Origin of the sequence: Streptomyces sp. NPDC002088 (genome assembly GCF_040296605.1) — a bacterium.
GTDB lineage: Bacteria > Actinomycetota > Actinomycetes > Streptomycetales > Streptomycetaceae > Streptomyces.
The window spans coordinates 24,577-38,593 of the sequence record NZ_JBEOXO010000023.1 but is presented as its reverse complement, the minus strand read 5'-3'; the positions used below and the strand labels follow the sequence as shown (position 1 = coordinate 38,593).

Sequence of the window (14,017 nt, the reverse complement as noted above, 5' to 3'; positions counted from 1 at the left end):
GTTGCTCCGGATTCCGATTCAGGAGGTGTGCCACAGCTTCGGGTACTCCACGGCGGGGTCGACGCCGTAGACCTGTTCGTCGCCGGCCTTGAAATCGATCCCGGACATGTTGGTCGAGTCGAAGAGCCGGAAGCCGATGTTCTCCGATTCCACTGTGGGTTCGCCGGAAAGGGCGCGCAGTGCCTGGTCCGCCATCGCCCAGGCCGGCCAGGTGTACGGGGTTCCCACGTCAGCGCGCAACGGCCCCTTGCCGAAAATGCCGTTGAGTACCGACGGAGTTCCATTGAATCCGATGACCGAGACCCGACTGTCCGCACCCTTCTGCGAAATCGCCGGAAGAATGGGCTGACTGAAGGTGTCGTAGTCGGGCATGAGGACGTTGACCTTGCCGTCCAGAATGTCGGAGGCTGCCTGGGTGGTCAGCTGATTGAAGAAGTCGTTGAAATTCTGGTAGGTGAATTTCGAGAACGAGCAGCCTTTGCACAGCTTTTCGATGGTCTTCTTCTCAGCGGCTTGTTGGAGGGTCGACCCCGGGTCGTTGAGGACGCCGTAAGCGACCACATGCGCGTCGCCACCGGTGTGCGACACGGCCCAGGCTCCCATGACCTCGCCCACGCAGCTCTGGCAGTAGTCGACGTCGGCGACGATGCCCAGTTCCTTGCGCTCCTTCTCGGTCGGGAAGCCGGGGTCACCGCGGTTGAACGAGGCGACCACCTGGATCCCGGCCGCCTTGGCGGCCTTCAGCGGCGCGGATATGAGGTCGGCGGGGTAGGTCTGCAGTGCGATGGCGTCGACCTTCTGCCCGATTCCGGACTGGATGGCCTTGGAGACCTCGTCGACGTTGCCTTGGGCGTCAATGACCGAGACCTTGACGCCGAGCGGGGTGAGTGCCTGCTTGAGGGCGTCGGCCAACGCCTTGGAGAACGGCAACTGGAGGTTGTTGGCGATGTAGAGCAGCTTCTTGCCGGATGCCTTGGTGGCGTCGAACGCCGGGCCCGGAGCCTGCCACTGGATCGGCGCGCGGGCCTCGTCCAGGATCGCGTCGGCGGCCTTCACCGCCGCGGCGTTCTTCACCTGGGCGGGCGCATCGGCTCCGGCCGCGCTGGTACAGGCGGAGACGGCGATCAGCGAGAGGGCCGCCGCGGCGGCAGCGGCCAGGTCGAAGGCGCGCCATCGGCGGGGGGTGCCGCTTGGGCCGTTCGCGGACCTGGTCGTGGTCGTGGTGCTCGTCGTCATGTTCGTGGTCATCGGGGCTTCCCGTCGTTGGCGCGTCAGTCGGAATGCAGGCCGGAGCGTGCGGGGGCGGGTCCGGTGGACGGGATGTGCTGTGGTGCCGTGGTGACCTGGTCGGCCGTGCCGGAGCCAGGGTTGGGACCGGTGCCGGGCTCGAGGTCGGTGGCGCCGCCCGCCTGGGGTGTGTTGTCCGTTTGGGGTGTGTTGTCACGGACGTCGCGGCGACGGCGCATCTTGCCCGCGACGGTGGATGCGGCCACGGCGAGCATGACCGCGGCACCGTAGAAGACGTTGGACACCCAGCCGGACGCACCCATCAACTGGATGCCGGTGATGCCGGTGGTCAGGAAGTACACCGCGGCGAAGGTACCGACGGCGTTGAACCGGCCCGGCTGGATCGTGGTCGAGCCGAGGAACGCCGCAGCGAATGCCGGGAGCAGGTAAGGGGAGCTCACCGTCGGGCTCGTCGAACCCAGGGTGCCTGCGATCACCACGCCGGCCAGGGCTGAGAAGCCGCTGCAGGCCATGAGCGAGGCGACGCGCAGCCGGTCGACCGCAATGCCCGTCAGCCTCGACGCGTCACGGTTGCTGCCGACGAACCGCAGATGGATTCCGGCCGGGGTGAACTTCAGGACGAACCACAGCACCGCCACCAGCACCACGCCGTACCAGAACGACAGCTGCAGGCCGAGGAACTGATCCCGCATCGCGGAGACCAGGTCGGGCGAGATGTTGAACACGGTCTGCTGATTGATCGCCACCGCGACGCCCGACAGCAGCGTTCCGGCGCCAAGCGTCACAATCATCGAGTCGATGCCTATGCCCACCACGAACAGCGCGATCACCGCGCCAATGGCAAGTCCGAGCAACAGCACCACTGGGACGGTCAGGCCGATCGGCCAGCCCTTCACCACGTTGAGGTGTCCGACGAGGACGACCGAGACCGACATCGTGCCGGTAATCGACAGATCCACCTCGCCGGCGTTCAGCGCGATGCACAGGCCCAGGGCGAGCACCAGAATGACCGACTGGGTGCCGAGGATGGTCTGCACGTTCGACCATGTGCGAAAGGTCGCCGGGCCGAACGCGCAGAATCCCGCGGCGACGAGTGCCCAGACCAGCAGTAGCCCGTATTTGGAACTCAACGTTCCCCAGTCGATTCGCGGCCAGGTCATCATTGCTCCCTTTTGTCGGTTATGGATCCAGAGGCGATAATGCTTGTTCCTAGGGATGGAAGAAGGCTTCAAATCATGCACCAGTTGGCGCGGGGCAAATTCTTTGCAGGTTCACCAGAACCTGTCAAGAACGTTTCGAGCGCGACCAAACGAGTACTTTTGGGCAGCGCTGAATGACCTCCGCACATAGAGATTGAATCCCGTCCCGAAATCGATAATTTGAATTTCAGGGGTAGGGACTCTCGCGGCGGTTGCCGTGCCGGCCGCACGCACGCCGCAGGCGTGCAGCCATGGCGGTCCGCGGACTGCCCCAGTCAGGAGCTCTGCGAGCGCGCAGCACGGCGCCACAACAATGCCGCCGCAATGCGAGTACCACTGAAGCGGGGAGCCCGACTGGCCGCGGCCCGGGGACCGGACGAGGCCGCGGCTGCATGCAGTGTGGCGGTGCAACGACTGGGGCTCCGTGCCGAGTGCCACGTTTCCGGCGTGTTCCCCAGCCAGGTCTCCGGCACCAGGGCTCGGCAAGGTCCTGGGAGTCCCCAAGGTTCTTGGCCTGCCCTATGGCACAAGCCGCCGCGGCGCCTTACCGCCCGCGCGGCGAAGTCACTTCTCGCGCTTGGTGCGCCGCCCAACCATGGGGGAGGTCTCTCCCCGCCAGTCCGGACGCGGGAGAGGCAGGGGGTGGTGCTCCAGCACGCGCATGCCCTCATCTCCAAGTGTGCACAACACTGCATGCAAATTTGTATGTACCACTCTGGCCCCAGCCGTGACGGTTACGCAAGGCTCCAGCGTCAACGTAACCGGAGCGAAACGCGTGTCACGGAACGCCCATGGGAAGTAGAGCGCCCCTACAGACCGCTTGAGGTCGCTCGGACTGCAACGAACGTGCGACATCCCATGAGTTCCCCTGAGCCCCACTGACCTCGATTCTTCCGAGGGCTGACGGCGATGGTCCGAGCGGCTGGTTGCCCGGTATGTTCCGTGCCGAAACCCGGAGCTGACCGCCATGTCCGAACCGGCGCTGGACAAGCTCGTCGACCAACTGGCCCCGAAACTGGACGAGTTACGTGAGCAAGGACGACTCCAGCAGCGAGGAGGCGAACGCATCCGTGCCCGCGGCGCGGGGGCAAAGGACAAGCTGACCGTTACCGAGCGGGTCCTGGCCACCGTGCTCTACCTGCGCAAACTCGGCACCCGAGACCTGCTCGCACAGCTCTTCGGAGTCAACGGCAGCACCCTCACCAGAGCCGCTCGCCAAGTCCAGCCCCTCCTGGCCAAGCTCAGGGCTTGTCGTCGGTGAGCACGTGCCAGACTGCGGTGATGATCGAATGCTCGGTCTCGCCCGGAAATCAGCCGTACCGCTGGAAGAGCGCTTCAAGATAGCTCTCCAAACGTCCGGTGAGCCTCGGCGTGGTCAAGTCGGTGCGCCCCAACTCCCGCCAGGGACCAGCGACCTTCTCCGCATCCGGCGCAAAGGCCAGGGCGTCCAGGAGCCGCCAGTACAGGTGGCCCGCCGGCGCATGGGCCAACCGACCGCCTGCGGCGCGGTAGAGGTCAGCGAACAGCATGCCTATGTCGGCGCCGTGAAGGAGGGCGAGCGCAGTGGAACAGTGCGCGACATCGAGATCGGTCGGTCCCCAAGACGTCTCGACCCAGTCGACGACACCGCTGATGCGCAGGTCCCCACGCTGCCCGGTGAACAGCACGTTGCCGGGGTGGAAGTCCCGGTGCAGGAAGCACCCCTCGTAGTCGGGCGGATCCTGTCGAATGACGTCCACCGCACGGTCCCATAGTTCCGGCCGGGCCGTGTCATCCGGCAGACGCACCCGCTCGGGCGAGGCCCATGCCTGGTAAGTGCGTGGGTGCGTCTGATCGGTGATCTGCACCCGGTGGATCTGTACCAGTTGCCGAGCCAGAAGGCCGACCCGCGCCCTGACCCCGTCCTCGTCCAGCCGGACGCTGCCAGGCAGCATCGACATCAGCAAGGAAGGGTGGTCGCAGTACTCCCCGGTCGCGTCGATGGCCTGGAGGGTGGCCACTGGCACATCGGTGGCCCTCAGCAGCGTGAGGATCTGTGCTTCGCGTGTGAGCAGGCCCTCCGCATGCCGCAGGAAGAAGGGCTTGACGAAGGACCGCAGAACCAACTGGCGTCCGCCGCCTGTGCCGACGATGTGCAGTCGACGCATCTCCGAGGTCCATCCACCGCGAAGGCGCTCCGCAGCCTTGATCCGCTCCCCTTCGCCCAGGTGCTTCTCGACCCACCCCCGCGTGGCCGTCCAGCTTTGCTCGTCCATGTCCGCAGTGACGTGCTCCCGCCCCGCGTCCTCGACCATAGGGGGAGCCTACCGAGTCCGTTGATCACCGCGTCGCGTGTTGACCAAAGGTCAGGGCATTCAAAAGCGAAGGGGCGTGAGCGCCAATCGGGAACTGTGAATCGTTCCGGGTCGAACGGAGGCTCGATTCCCTGAGAGGATCGAGTCATGGCGCGTCCCTCCCCTTACCCGCTGAACTGCGGCGTCGTGCAGTGCGCATGGTCGCCGACTTCGTCCTCGGCGAGAGGGCATCCTGGTCGCGTGCTCGGACTGCGTGATGGGTGGCGTCGTCCTCTTCCTGCCCTTTCAGCTGCGGCCGAGAGCGCAGTTTGCGGTGCTGCCAGATCGGGCCCGGCGTCGCCGATCCGTCAGAACACTCGAATCGGGATCTCGGCGGGGTCGGTGAGCAGGTCGAGGATCTCGTCGTCGAGCCGGACCAGTGTCACGGAGGCGCCGGCCATGTCGAGCGAGGTGCAGTACTCACCCACGTAGCTGCGCCCGACCTCGATGCCTCGCTCGGCCAGCTGTTTGTGGGCCAGGCCGTACACCAGGTACAGCTCGCCGAGCGGTGTGCCGCCGAGGCCGTTGACCATCAGTGCGACGCGGTCACCGGAGGAGAAAGGCAGGTCGTCCACGACTGCGCTGACGAGCTCGCGCACCATAGCGTCCGCCGGCTGGAGCTTCTCCCGCTTGCGGCCCGGTTCGCCGTGGATGCCCACGCCCATCTCGACGGCGTCCTCGGGCAGGTCGAACAGCGGCGAACCCTTCGCCGGCGGCGTGCAAGCGGTGAGCGCCATACCCATGGTGCGAGTGACGGAGTTGACCTTCTCGCCGATCCGGTACACCTCGTCGAGGTCCGCACCCCGCTCGGCGGCCGCGCCGACGGCCTTCATCACGAAGAAGTTGCCGGCCACCCCGCGCCGGCCGACGGTGTACGTCGAGTCCTGTACGGCCACGTCGTCATTGATGAAGAGAGTACGGACGGTCACCCCGTCGGCCTGGGACAGCTCCTCGGCCATCTCGAACGCCATCCGGTCCCCGGTGTAGTTGTTGACCAGCAACAGCACACCCTTCGGAGAGGCGACCAGCTTGACCGTCTCGTAGACGAAGTCGGCGGGCGGCGCGGCGAACACGTCGCCGGGACAGGCGGCGTCCAGCATCCCCTTGCCGACGGTCATCACGTGCGCCGGCTCATGACCTGAACCGGAGCCCTGCACGATCGAGACCTTGTTCTGCTGCGGGGCATCGGCTCGCATGATCAAGTTGTACTCAGGCACGTACTTCAGCGTGTCGGGGTTGGCCAGGGCCAGTCCCTCCAGCATCTCCGCGACGTAGTCCTTCGGGTTGTTGACGAACTTCTTCATGCCGTAACTCCTCAGCTCCTCCTGGTCCTGCCGATCCCGGGAGGCAGTCCGGGCGCCAGACCCGGTGCCTGTCGTCAGTCGCGTGCGTCCCACTCGGCGGCGACGCGCTCCGCCATGACCGCGATCGCCACCGCGCCCGGGTCCGGCGAGCCGATGCTTCGCTCACCGGTGTAGCTCTGGCGGCCGCGTCTGGCCTGCATGGGCGCCGTCGCGTCGGCTGCGGCACGGGCGGTCGTGGCGGCCAGTGCGGCCAACTCCGCAGCGCCGGCCGCCGGTTCGCCATCGGCCAGCCGCTGCTCCAGGGCATCGGTCATCGGTATCAGCGCGTCCAGCAGCGTCTTGTCACCGAGGTCGGACCTGCCGCGCGCCTTGATACCCTCTGCGGCTGCCCGCAGCATGGCCACCGCATCCGCGGCGTTCAGCTCTGTCCGGTCCTTCACGGCCCCGGCGGCCCGCAGGAAGGCGGTGCCCCAGAGCGGGCCCGATGTGCCACCCACCCGCTTGGAGATCACCAGAGCCACCTTCTTCAGGAATTCGGCCGGCGAGTCCGAGACGAGGGCATCCCAGTCGGCGAGCACGATCTCGAAACCCCGGGCGAGCGAGTACCCGAAGTCCCCGTCTCCCGCGATGGCGTCGAGGTCACCGAAGGCCCTTTCGTTGTCCACCGCGGTCCGGGCGATAGTCCGTACGACGAAGGTGAGGTCGCTGCCGGGCATCGATGGCGATGGCATGACTCTCCTGACTGCCGCGATGTCAGTGCGGTCGAGGATGGGGAGGACCGAGCGGCCCGGGGTCGAGCGGGCCGTCGACGGGCGGACGGGATGCGGTGGACTCTGAGGTGCCGCCGACGGTGAGCAGGACGGCCAGGTCCGCGAGCACCACATAAGGCCCCGGGCGGACGTCGAGTGGATCGCTCAGCACCCGGGTGACGGTCTCCTCCGGGGGCGGATCGCCGAGTGAGGTGACCACCAAGGAGGCGCCGGTGAAGTCCTCCTTGCCGGTGTAGGCGCTGGTTGTGACCGCGCAGGCGAGCCCGGCGCCGAGCGCGGCCAGCATCCCGTTACGGCTGTCCTCGATCGCGACGACGCCCGCCGGATCCAGGCCGAGCCGTTGGACGGCGAAAGCGTAGATGTCCGGGGCGGGCTTCTTCCGCTGGACCACGTCCCCGGCGAACACGCTGAAGTGAGCGGCCAGTTCCGGACCCATGGCGAGTTCGAGCACGCTGCGGACGGACGCCTCCGCGGACGTGGAGGCGACCGCGAGCGTCCACCCGGCTTTGTGCGCCGCCGCTGCGATCCGCCGCACGCCGGGCCGGGGCGGAATGCTTCCGCTGCGGATGATTCCGGTATAGATCTCGGTCTTGCGCCGGTGCCAGCCGGCGACTTGCTCATCGAGTGCGGCCGGGTCGGCGGGCAGACCGGCGGCGGCGACGAAGTCGGGGGTCAGCAGCGTCCGCATCCGCTCCTTGCCGCCGCCGACCTTCACCTTCTCCGCGTACTCCTCGTCGCTCCACCGCACCGGCAGACCGAATTCCTCGAACGTCTCGTTGAAAGCGGGCAGGTGCCCGTCGCGTTCGGTGTCGGCGAGGACGCCGTCGCAGTCGAAGATGAGCGTGGGCACGGCTAGCCCGCCTGCCCGGCGCTGCCGAAGAGCCTCATCAGCGAACCGGCCAACTCGATGACGTCCTGGCGGACGGCCCGGAAGAGCGACGGCGGGTCCCACTTCTGCCGCTCCGCCGCCGTCTGCAGGAAGGCCAGGTTCGACTTCATGTACGTCTCCTTGAGCGCCGTCGAGATGTTGACCTTCGCGCACCCCCGGGAGATCAGGTCGCGGAACTGCTCGTCGGACAGTCCGCTGCCGCCGTGCAGCGCGATCGGCACCGGATAGGCCGCCACGAGGTCGGACACGCGCTGGGCGTCGAGCACCGGCGCCTGCTTGTACGACCCGTGTGCGTTCCCGATCGCCGGTGCGAAGACATCGACCTGCGTGGTCCGCAGGAACTCCAGAGCGACCGCGAGGTCCTGCTGCTCGGCGGCGATGTCGCTGCCGACACCGTCCTCCACACCGGTGATCGACTCGATCTCGCCCTCGACCGCGGCGCCGAACGTACGAGCCTCCGCGACGACCTCGACGGTCTGGCGCATGTTCTCCTCGACCGGCAGCTTGGAGGCATCGAAAAGCACCGAGTTCCATCCCCGCCGCAGGCACTCGGTGATGACCTCGCGTTCCGGACAGTGATCCAGGTGCAGCGCGACAGGCACCTCGATGCCGGCGGTCATCGAGGTCCACATGGCGTAGAGCACGTCGCTACCGATGGACCTGACCGTCTTCACAGAGGTCTGCACGATCAGTGGCGACGTGTTCTCCACCGCGGCCGCCAGCACGGCCTCCAGCGTGAGGTCGTTGAACACGTTGATGGCCGGTACGGCGTAGCGCTCGTCGAAAGGCTTGGCGAGGATCTCGGTCAGCGGTGTCACACCCACGACGCCTCCACGTCTTCACCCCCGCTCTTCCATTCCACGCCCGCGCATCACACCCCGCCACTTTTCGCCTGAGCAGACGGCCCCAGCGCGCCGACAGACAGGTCAGGGGCGGGGCAGAAACGTTCGGCACGGATAGCCAACAATCGCAACGGCAAGCACGACACGGACGGCCAGGGCCCGGACTGGAGTGGCGGTCGCCCCCCGGGATGGCCAAGGATCGCTTCGGCGGTCGGCCGGGGGCGCGAACTCTGGCGTTCTGGAAGAACGAGATCACCTTCACGCCGGGGCAGGTGGGCGACAACACCGTGGAAGCCGTGGTGTACGCGGGCGACGGGGGCATCTCCACCATCCCCGAACTCCGTCTCACCCTCATCCACCGGGCGCAGAAGATCGGCCCGCTGGACGCCGAACTCGTCGACCGGAAAGGCTACTTCTCCGCCGACCGCCTGCGGATTCCAATGCCCGGCACCTGGACTCCGAACCTCACCGTGCGGGTGACCGAGATCGACCAGGTCACCGTCTCCAAGACCATGACGATCAAGTCGCCACTGGCCTGACCGCCGCGCAGCGCCGTCTGCCCGCCGGGCAGGAGAAAACGGAAATGGCGGGGTCTGCCGGGCGCGCCCCCGACAGACCCTGCCCTGTGTGTCCGCCGGGTCAGGCGGCCAGCGCGGAGACCCGGCCGCGTGCGGGCCGCGGTTCCAGGACACGTTCGGCCAGGAAGCCGAAGAGCAGCCCGAATCCTGCCCACAGCACGGCCTGGATGCCGATGGATGCCATCCGGAACTCCCACAGGTCGGTCGCCGGGAAGCCCTTCGGGGTGCTGTCCCCGTGCGGCAGGACGACCATCGCGACCGACAGCGCCGCGACGAAGGCGACGCCGGCGGCGATGGAGGCGTTCCAGTTGCCCCACCCTGGGGCGAGCCTGCGGCCCAGCAGAATCGCGGCTATGCCCAGCAGCAGACTCAGCGCGATCATCAGTACGAACAGGATGGTGCGCTTGCCGATGGTGTCCGGGTTACCCACGGCGGGTGGGTTCGCCGGGTACTTCAGGATGGGGACCAGGTAGACGAGAAGGAACCCGGCGAGCGCGGTCAGTGCTGCGGTCGCCCGCGCCCCGAACCGGCCGATGCGGCCCAGTGCGAAGCAGAACGCGAGCGCCGCGATCCCGCCGATGGCGATGCCGAAGACGAGGACGCCCGTGGCGAGCCCGGCCGTCGACTGCAGGGAACGACTGACGAGTTCCTCGCCGCCGTGGTCATGGGAGTTGGCCTCTTCGAACGCGATGGCCGCGTCCACCGGGCCTTCCCCGACCAGAAAGGCGAAGACGAAGGCGAGCACGCCGGCGCCAAGGCCGGCGAGCATGCCGCGCACCAGCAAGGTGCGTACGGTGACGGAGTTCATGGAGGAGGGCTCCGTCAGTGGCAGGGGAAGCCGAGGAGGTGGCGGGCGTCGTGCACCCACTCGTGTACGCCCTCACCGGAGACCATGGCGGTGGCGCCCTGCTCGGCGCCGACGAAGTACAGCAGGACCAGCATCAGGACGCCGAAGAAGACAGCCCAGGGGGCGACCGTGCGCAGCGGCAGAGGCGTGAGGGTCTGAGTAGTGGGGGTGGGGGCGGCAGTGGACTGCGCCATGACGAGACCTCCTCGGGAACATCGCGTCCCGCATCGTGTGGAGCACTCGACGACAGCGTTGGGTCTGACTCACCACCCTCACCTGGCTGGAGGGGTGGCACACAGTGGCGCGACCGTGCCGGGCTTGCACCGGACTTCCGTGGCGCCGTCGTCCTTGTCGCCCCAGATGGTAGGGGCAATGGGGCCTTCGGCCAACATGGCGTACGCCACCTACGATGAACCGACCTCGGGAAAGGGCCTTTCATGACCGTCCGGCTCACGCTGGTGTGTGCTGCCGCTCCCGCGGAGCACGACGTGCGCTTCGGCGCGGACACGCCCCTCGACGAGCGGTCGCTGCGTGAGGCCCAGGCAGCCGCCGAGGTCCTTCCGGCGGGCGGCTCCTGGTATACGGCGCCTGCGCAGCGGTGCAGGCAGACCGCGCAGGCCCTGGGAGGGGACGCCGTCGCCGTGGAATCGGCGCTGCGCGGCATCGACATGGGCAGCTGGCGGGGCCGGACACTCGACGAGGTCGCGGCCAGTGACGGTGCCGCGCTTGCCCTATGGATGTCGGATCCGGACGCGGCCCCGCACGGCGGCGAATCCGTGGCTCAGGTGTGCCGCCGGATCGCGGCCTGGCTGGAGGAGCGGCCGGCCGATGCCGGGCGGGCGCTGGCCGTGGTCGAACAGGCCGTGGCGCGCGCTGCGGTGGTGCATGCGCTGGGCGCGCCGCAGCAGTCGTTCTGGCGTGTCGATGTTCCGCCGCTGTCCGCCGTCCAGCTCACCGGCCGGTCCAGCCGGTGGAACCTGCGGGCCGGTGCCGTCGGGTGCTCCGTACCGCGCTAGCCGGGGGTCGGTTCGTAGGAGCTGACGGTGTACAGGGCAACTTGGTCATGACCAAGTAAGGGGACGAGGTCGTGAATCTCGGTCCGTTCCTCCAGCACGGTCAACCCCGTCCCGACACCGAGGTCCGGACCATCGCCCACGCTCGGGGCCACGAAGACTGCGGCGCGGTCTGCTTCGGAGGGCTGCGCCCTGGGCCTACGCCCGCCTGGCCCTGCTCGGCGGTGTCCGCCCGGCGACCGGGTGCTGGACGTGGGCTGCGGCACCGGCTGTCTGACCCGGTGCATGGCGAAGGCCGTCGGCCCCGGTGGAACGGTGCTGGGCATCGACCCGTCGGTCGAGGGCAGCGGATACGCCCGCGGCAGGACGAGGCGCGCTGCTCGTACGAGACCGGCGTGGCCTGGGCGCTCACTGCCCCCGAGGCTTCCTTCGACGTCGTCGTCACCAGCCTGGCCGTCCCTCACCTGCCCGAAGACCTGCGGTCCGTCGCGCTCCGCGATATGTACCGGGTGCTGCGTTCGGGCGGGCGGTTGCTGGTCGCCGACTTCCGGCCGCCGCGCGCCCGGCTCGTGCGGCACCTGATCGCCGCGAGTGCCGGGCACGTCCGGGCGGAGTACCGCGTGGACCTGCCCGACGGGCTCGTCGCGGACGCGGGCTTCGAGGTGCGGGGGCGCGGGGACGTGCGGCCATGGCTGCGGTATGTGCAGGGAGTGCGCCCGGAGAAGTCGTCGCGGCCCGCGCTGCTGTAACGGCCACGTCGTGACAGCGGTGGTCGGTGCTGGACGCGGTGGTGACACGGGCGTGGCCGCGCCCCATGATGGGTGGGTCATGGTGGGTTCGGTGGATGTGTCCCGTGTGCGCCGTCGCGGCTGGGTGCCGCGTGTGGTGCCGGTGGCGGCTGCCCGGGCGGGGTTGTTCTCCGTGCTCGGTACGGCGGTCGCGTCCGCGGTCCACCATCTGGCCTTCGACTCCAGTCCCTCGTGGAGCGTGCGGGGTCTCGCCGGCCTGGTGCTCTTTGGTGTCGCTCTGCCCGGTGCGGGACAGGACAAGCCGCTGGCGCGGCAGTTGGTGCTGGCGGCCGGCGCGCAGGCGGTCGTCGGCTACTGGTTCGTGCGGGCCGACGGCGCCGTCTCCGTTCCGGCGCATGCCCTGTGGCCGTCCTCCGTGCACGCGGGCTGGCTGGTGGTGATCGGGCATGTGCTGCTGACCGTGCTGTGCGCGGTGCTGCTGCACGGTGTGGACACCTGCCGCCGGCGCGTGCTGTACGTGGCGGGGCGTGAGTGGGAAAAGCTGCGCGAGGTGCTGCGCAGGCTGTTCACTCCGGTCCGAACACCCGCCGATCCGACCGCGGCCCCCTGTACCGGGGGGCGCGCGTATGTCGGGCCCGTGCCCGGCGTTCCTCTCCAGGTCCTCCTCGCGGACACGGTCGTCCGGCGCGGTCCGCCTTCTTCCTCCCGGCTGCCGCGGACGCGGCGGCTTTCGGTGTGCATCTGAAGTTCAGACCTTTCATGCCATGCCGGGAGCGCGGGCTGCTCGACAGCGCCGCGCCAGGGGGGATTCACTTCATGTCCGAGAACGTCGTCGTCATCGGGGCGGGCCCGTACGGCCTGTCCACCGCCGCGCATCTGAAGGCGCGCGGCCTGAGTGTCAGGGTGTTCGGTTCGCCGATGGCGAGCTGGGCCGAGAACATGCCCGCGGGCATGCTGCTGAAGTCACCGCCGAGCGCGTCGATGCTGTCGGCGCCGCGTGCGGGGTTCACGCTGGACGACTACGCCCGACAGGCCGGCGAGACCCGGCTGACCGTGCACGACCAGGTGCCCGTCGAGATGTTCGTGCGGTACGGGCGCTGGTTTGCTGAGGAACTGGTGCCGGAGGTGGAGCGGGTCCGGGTCCTCGGGGTCGACCGGCAGTCCGACGGGTTCCGTCTCAAGCTCGCGTCGGGCGAGGAACTGCGGGCGGCGGCCGTCGTCGTGGCCAGCGGCATGGACGGCTTCGCGTACGTCCCGGAGCCGCTCGCCGATTTCGTCCCCGAGGGATTCGTCTCGCACAGCTCGCAGCACGCCGACCTCAAGGAGTTCGCCGGGCGGGACGTCGTCGTGGTAGGCGCCGGGCAGTCAGCTCAGGAGAGTGCCGCCCTGCTGTACGAGGCCGGGGCGCAGGTCCAACTGCTCGTGCGCGCAGAGAAGTTGGTCTTCGGCGCGGCACCGACTCCGCCGCCGCACTGGCAGCCCGACACCCCGCTGGGACGTTCCTGGGGGCTGTACGGCATCGTCCATCAGGCAGCCGCCTTCCGATTCCTGCCCGCGGCCACGCGGCTGCGGCTGGTCAAGCGGGTGCTCGGTCCGTTCGGGTCGTGGTGGCTCAAACCTCGCCTCGACGGGGTCGTTCGCGTACGGCTGGGAGAGCGCATCGTGGGTGCGCGGCGGCACGACGGTGGTGTCCTGCTCACCACCAGGGACGGCGAAGGACGTACGCACACGGTCGCGGCAGAGCACGTCCTGGCGGCCACCGGCTATCAAGTCCGCCTGGACGGGCTGGACTTCCTGGCCCCCGAACTGCGTGCCGGGCTCGCCCGCACCGGAGGCTTCCCGCATCTCGACGCGGGGCTCCAGTCCTCCGTGCCCGGCCTGTACTTCACGGGCATTCAGGCGGCGGCGACCTTCGGACCACTGCTGCGGTTCACCTGCGGGACCGCTTTCGCCGCACCCCGGCTCGCGGCGGCCGTCGCAGGGCACCTGGCGACGCGGTAGCGAAGGGCCACTGGAATACACCGGGAAAGGTGCGCTGGTTTGCGGGCACAGTCACAGGCGCTCGCAGACCAGGGTACCGCCGGCCGCGCAAGTGTCCGGCAGGCGCCGTGGTGGCACGGTCCGGACGGCAGGAGCGGGCGGGGCCCACGGAGCGTCGCGACGAGGGCTATGGCCTCGTGCTGCCGACATGAGGCATCGCCGACGCGGTCGTGTTCGACCGGCTCGGCTCACGCAACCCGCTACG

General features: G+C 68.6%; 14 protein-coding genes and 1 pseudogene. 6 read left to right on the top strand and 9 right to left on the bottom strand.

What is annotated here, in order from left to right; all coding sequences use genetic code 11:
* Positions 1–18: 18 nt before the first annotated feature.
* The gene (locus ABT114_RS36725) at positions 19–1,248 is read right to left on the bottom strand and encodes a sugar ABC transporter substrate-binding protein (RefSeq protein ID WP_351147524.1); all 1,230 of its coding nucleotides are present in this window, start codon (positions 1,246–1,248) and stop codon (positions 19–21) included.
* A 23-nt stretch (positions 1,249–1,271) separates the two neighbouring features.
* A complete protein-coding gene (locus ABT114_RS36720; RefSeq protein WP_351147523.1) occupies positions 1,272–2,411 on the bottom strand; it encodes an ABC transporter permease in 1,140 nt (379 codons plus the stop codon).
* Positions 2,412–3,393: 982 nt separating this feature from the next.
* On the opposite strand from ABT114_RS36720, the pseudogene ABT114_RS36715 reads away from it, so the two are divergent.
* Positions 3,394–3,687, top strand: a pseudogene (locus ABT114_RS36715) (transposase family protein); the annotation flags it as partial.
* 70 nt (positions 3,688–3,757) lie between these two features.
* On the opposite strand, the gene ABT114_RS36710 reads toward ABT114_RS36715, so the two are convergent.
* From ABT114_RS36710 to ABT114_RS36690, 5 genes are all read right to left on the bottom strand, one after another.
* Entirely contained in the window at positions 3,758–4,741 is a 984-nt protein-coding gene (locus ABT114_RS36710) for a phosphotransferase family protein (protein WP_351147522.1), read from the bottom strand.
* 347 nt (positions 4,742–5,088) lie between these two features.
* On the bottom strand, positions 5,089–6,084 hold the full coding sequence (gene dhaK, locus ABT114_RS36705; protein ID WP_351147521.1) for a dihydroxyacetone kinase subunit DhaK: 996 nt from the start codon (positions 6,082–6,084) through the stop codon (positions 5,089–5,091).
* Between the two features lie 74 nt (positions 6,085–6,158).
* Complete coding sequence (gene dhaL, locus ABT114_RS36700; protein WP_351147519.1) at positions 6,159–6,815, bottom strand: dihydroxyacetone kinase subunit DhaL; 657 nt, start codon at positions 6,813–6,815, stop codon at positions 6,159–6,161.
* A gap of 22 nt (positions 6,816–6,837) precedes the next feature.
* On the bottom strand, positions 6,838–7,704 hold the full coding sequence (locus ABT114_RS36695) for an HAD-IA family hydrolase (RefSeq protein ID WP_351147517.1): 867 nt from the start codon (positions 7,702–7,704) through the stop codon (positions 6,838–6,840).
* Positions 7,705–7,706: 2 nt separating this feature from the next.
* Positions 7,707–8,567, bottom strand: coding sequence for a class II fructose-bisphosphate aldolase (locus ABT114_RS36690; protein ID WP_351147515.1), 861 nt, complete (start codon positions 8,565–8,567; stop codon positions 7,707–7,709).
* Positions 8,568–8,773: 206 nt separating this feature from the next.
* Between ABT114_RS36690 and ABT114_RS36685 the strand changes: the two genes are divergently transcribed.
* Positions 8,774–9,124: a hypothetical protein gene (locus ABT114_RS36685; RefSeq protein WP_351147513.1), complete on the top strand. Its 351-nt coding sequence runs from the start codon at positions 8,774–8,776 to the stop codon at positions 9,122–9,124.
* Between the two features lie 100 nt (positions 9,125–9,224).
* Here ABT114_RS36685 and ABT114_RS36680 read toward each other — a convergent pair whose 3' ends face one another.
* Both ABT114_RS36680 and ABT114_RS36675 read right to left on the bottom strand, forming a co-directional pair.
* Entirely contained in the window at positions 9,225–9,971 is a 747-nt protein-coding gene (locus ABT114_RS36680) for a CbtA family protein (RefSeq protein ID WP_351147511.1), read from the bottom strand.
* A gap of 14 nt (positions 9,972–9,985) precedes the next feature.
* Positions 9,986–10,204: a CbtB domain-containing protein gene (locus ABT114_RS36675; RefSeq protein ID WP_351147509.1), complete on the bottom strand. Its 219-nt coding sequence runs from the start codon at positions 10,202–10,204 to the stop codon at positions 9,986–9,988.
* Positions 10,205–10,447: 243 nt separating this feature from the next.
* Between ABT114_RS36675 and ABT114_RS36670 the strand changes: the two genes are divergently transcribed.
* From ABT114_RS36670 to ABT114_RS36655, 4 genes are all read left to right on the top strand, one after another.
* A complete protein-coding gene (locus tag ABT114_RS36670; RefSeq protein ID WP_351147507.1) occupies positions 10,448–11,026 on the top strand; it encodes a histidine phosphatase family protein in 579 nt (192 codons plus the stop codon).
* Positions 11,027–11,247: 221 nt separating this feature from the next.
* Positions 11,248–11,772 carry a class I SAM-dependent methyltransferase gene (locus tag ABT114_RS36665; RefSeq protein WP_351147810.1) on the top strand — a complete coding sequence of 175 codons (525 nt, stop codon included), beginning with the start codon at positions 11,248–11,250 and terminating at the stop codon, positions 11,770–11,772.
* 91 nt (positions 11,773–11,863) lie between these two features.
* Positions 11,864–12,517: a hypothetical protein gene (locus tag ABT114_RS36660; RefSeq protein ID WP_351147505.1), complete on the top strand. Its 654-nt coding sequence runs from the start codon at positions 11,864–11,866 to the stop codon at positions 12,515–12,517.
* Positions 12,518–12,588: 71 nt separating this feature from the next.
* Positions 12,589–13,773 carry an NAD(P)-binding domain-containing protein gene (locus tag ABT114_RS36655; RefSeq protein WP_351147504.1) on the top strand — a complete coding sequence of 395 codons (1,185 nt, stop codon included), beginning with the start codon at positions 12,589–12,591 and terminating at the stop codon, positions 13,771–13,773.
* Positions 13,774–14,017 lie beyond the last annotated feature (244 nt).

Excerpts from the sequence above, each read along its gene's own strand:
- ABT114_RS36725 (WP_351147524.1), bottom strand. The coding sequence starts at position 1,248 with ATGACCACGAACATGACGACGAGCACCACGACCACGACCAGGTCCGCG.
- ABT114_RS36720 (WP_351147523.1), bottom strand. The coding sequence starts at position 2,411 with ATGATGACCTGGCCGCGAATCGACTGGGGAACGTTGAGTTCCAAATAC.
- ABT114_RS36710 (WP_351147522.1), bottom strand. The coding sequence starts at position 4,741 with ATGGTCGAGGACGCGGGGCGGGAGCACGTCACTGCGGACATGGACGAG.
- dhaK (WP_351147521.1), bottom strand. The coding sequence starts at position 6,084 with ATGAAGAAGTTCGTCAACAACCCGAAGGACTACGTCGCGGAGATGCTG.
- dhaL (WP_351147519.1), bottom strand. The coding sequence starts at position 6,815 with ATGCCATCGCCATCGATGCCCGGCAGCGACCTCACCTTCGTCGTACGG.
- ABT114_RS36685 (WP_351147513.1), top strand. The coding sequence starts at position 8,774 with ATGGCCAAGGATCGCTTCGGCGGTCGGCCGGGGGCGCGAACTCTGGCG.
- ABT114_RS36680 (WP_351147511.1), bottom strand. The coding sequence starts at position 9,971 with ATGAACTCCGTCACCGTACGCACCTTGCTGGTGCGCGGCATGCTCGCC.
- ABT114_RS36675 (WP_351147509.1), bottom strand. The coding sequence starts at position 10,204 with ATGGCGCAGTCCACTGCCGCCCCCACCCCCACTACTCAGACCCTCACG.
- ABT114_RS36670 (WP_351147507.1), top strand. The coding sequence starts at position 10,448 with ATGACCGTCCGGCTCACGCTGGTGTGTGCTGCCGCTCCCGCGGAGCAC.
- ABT114_RS36655 (WP_351147504.1), top strand. The coding sequence starts at position 12,589 with ATGTCCGAGAACGTCGTCGTCATCGGGGCGGGCCCGTACGGCCTGTCC.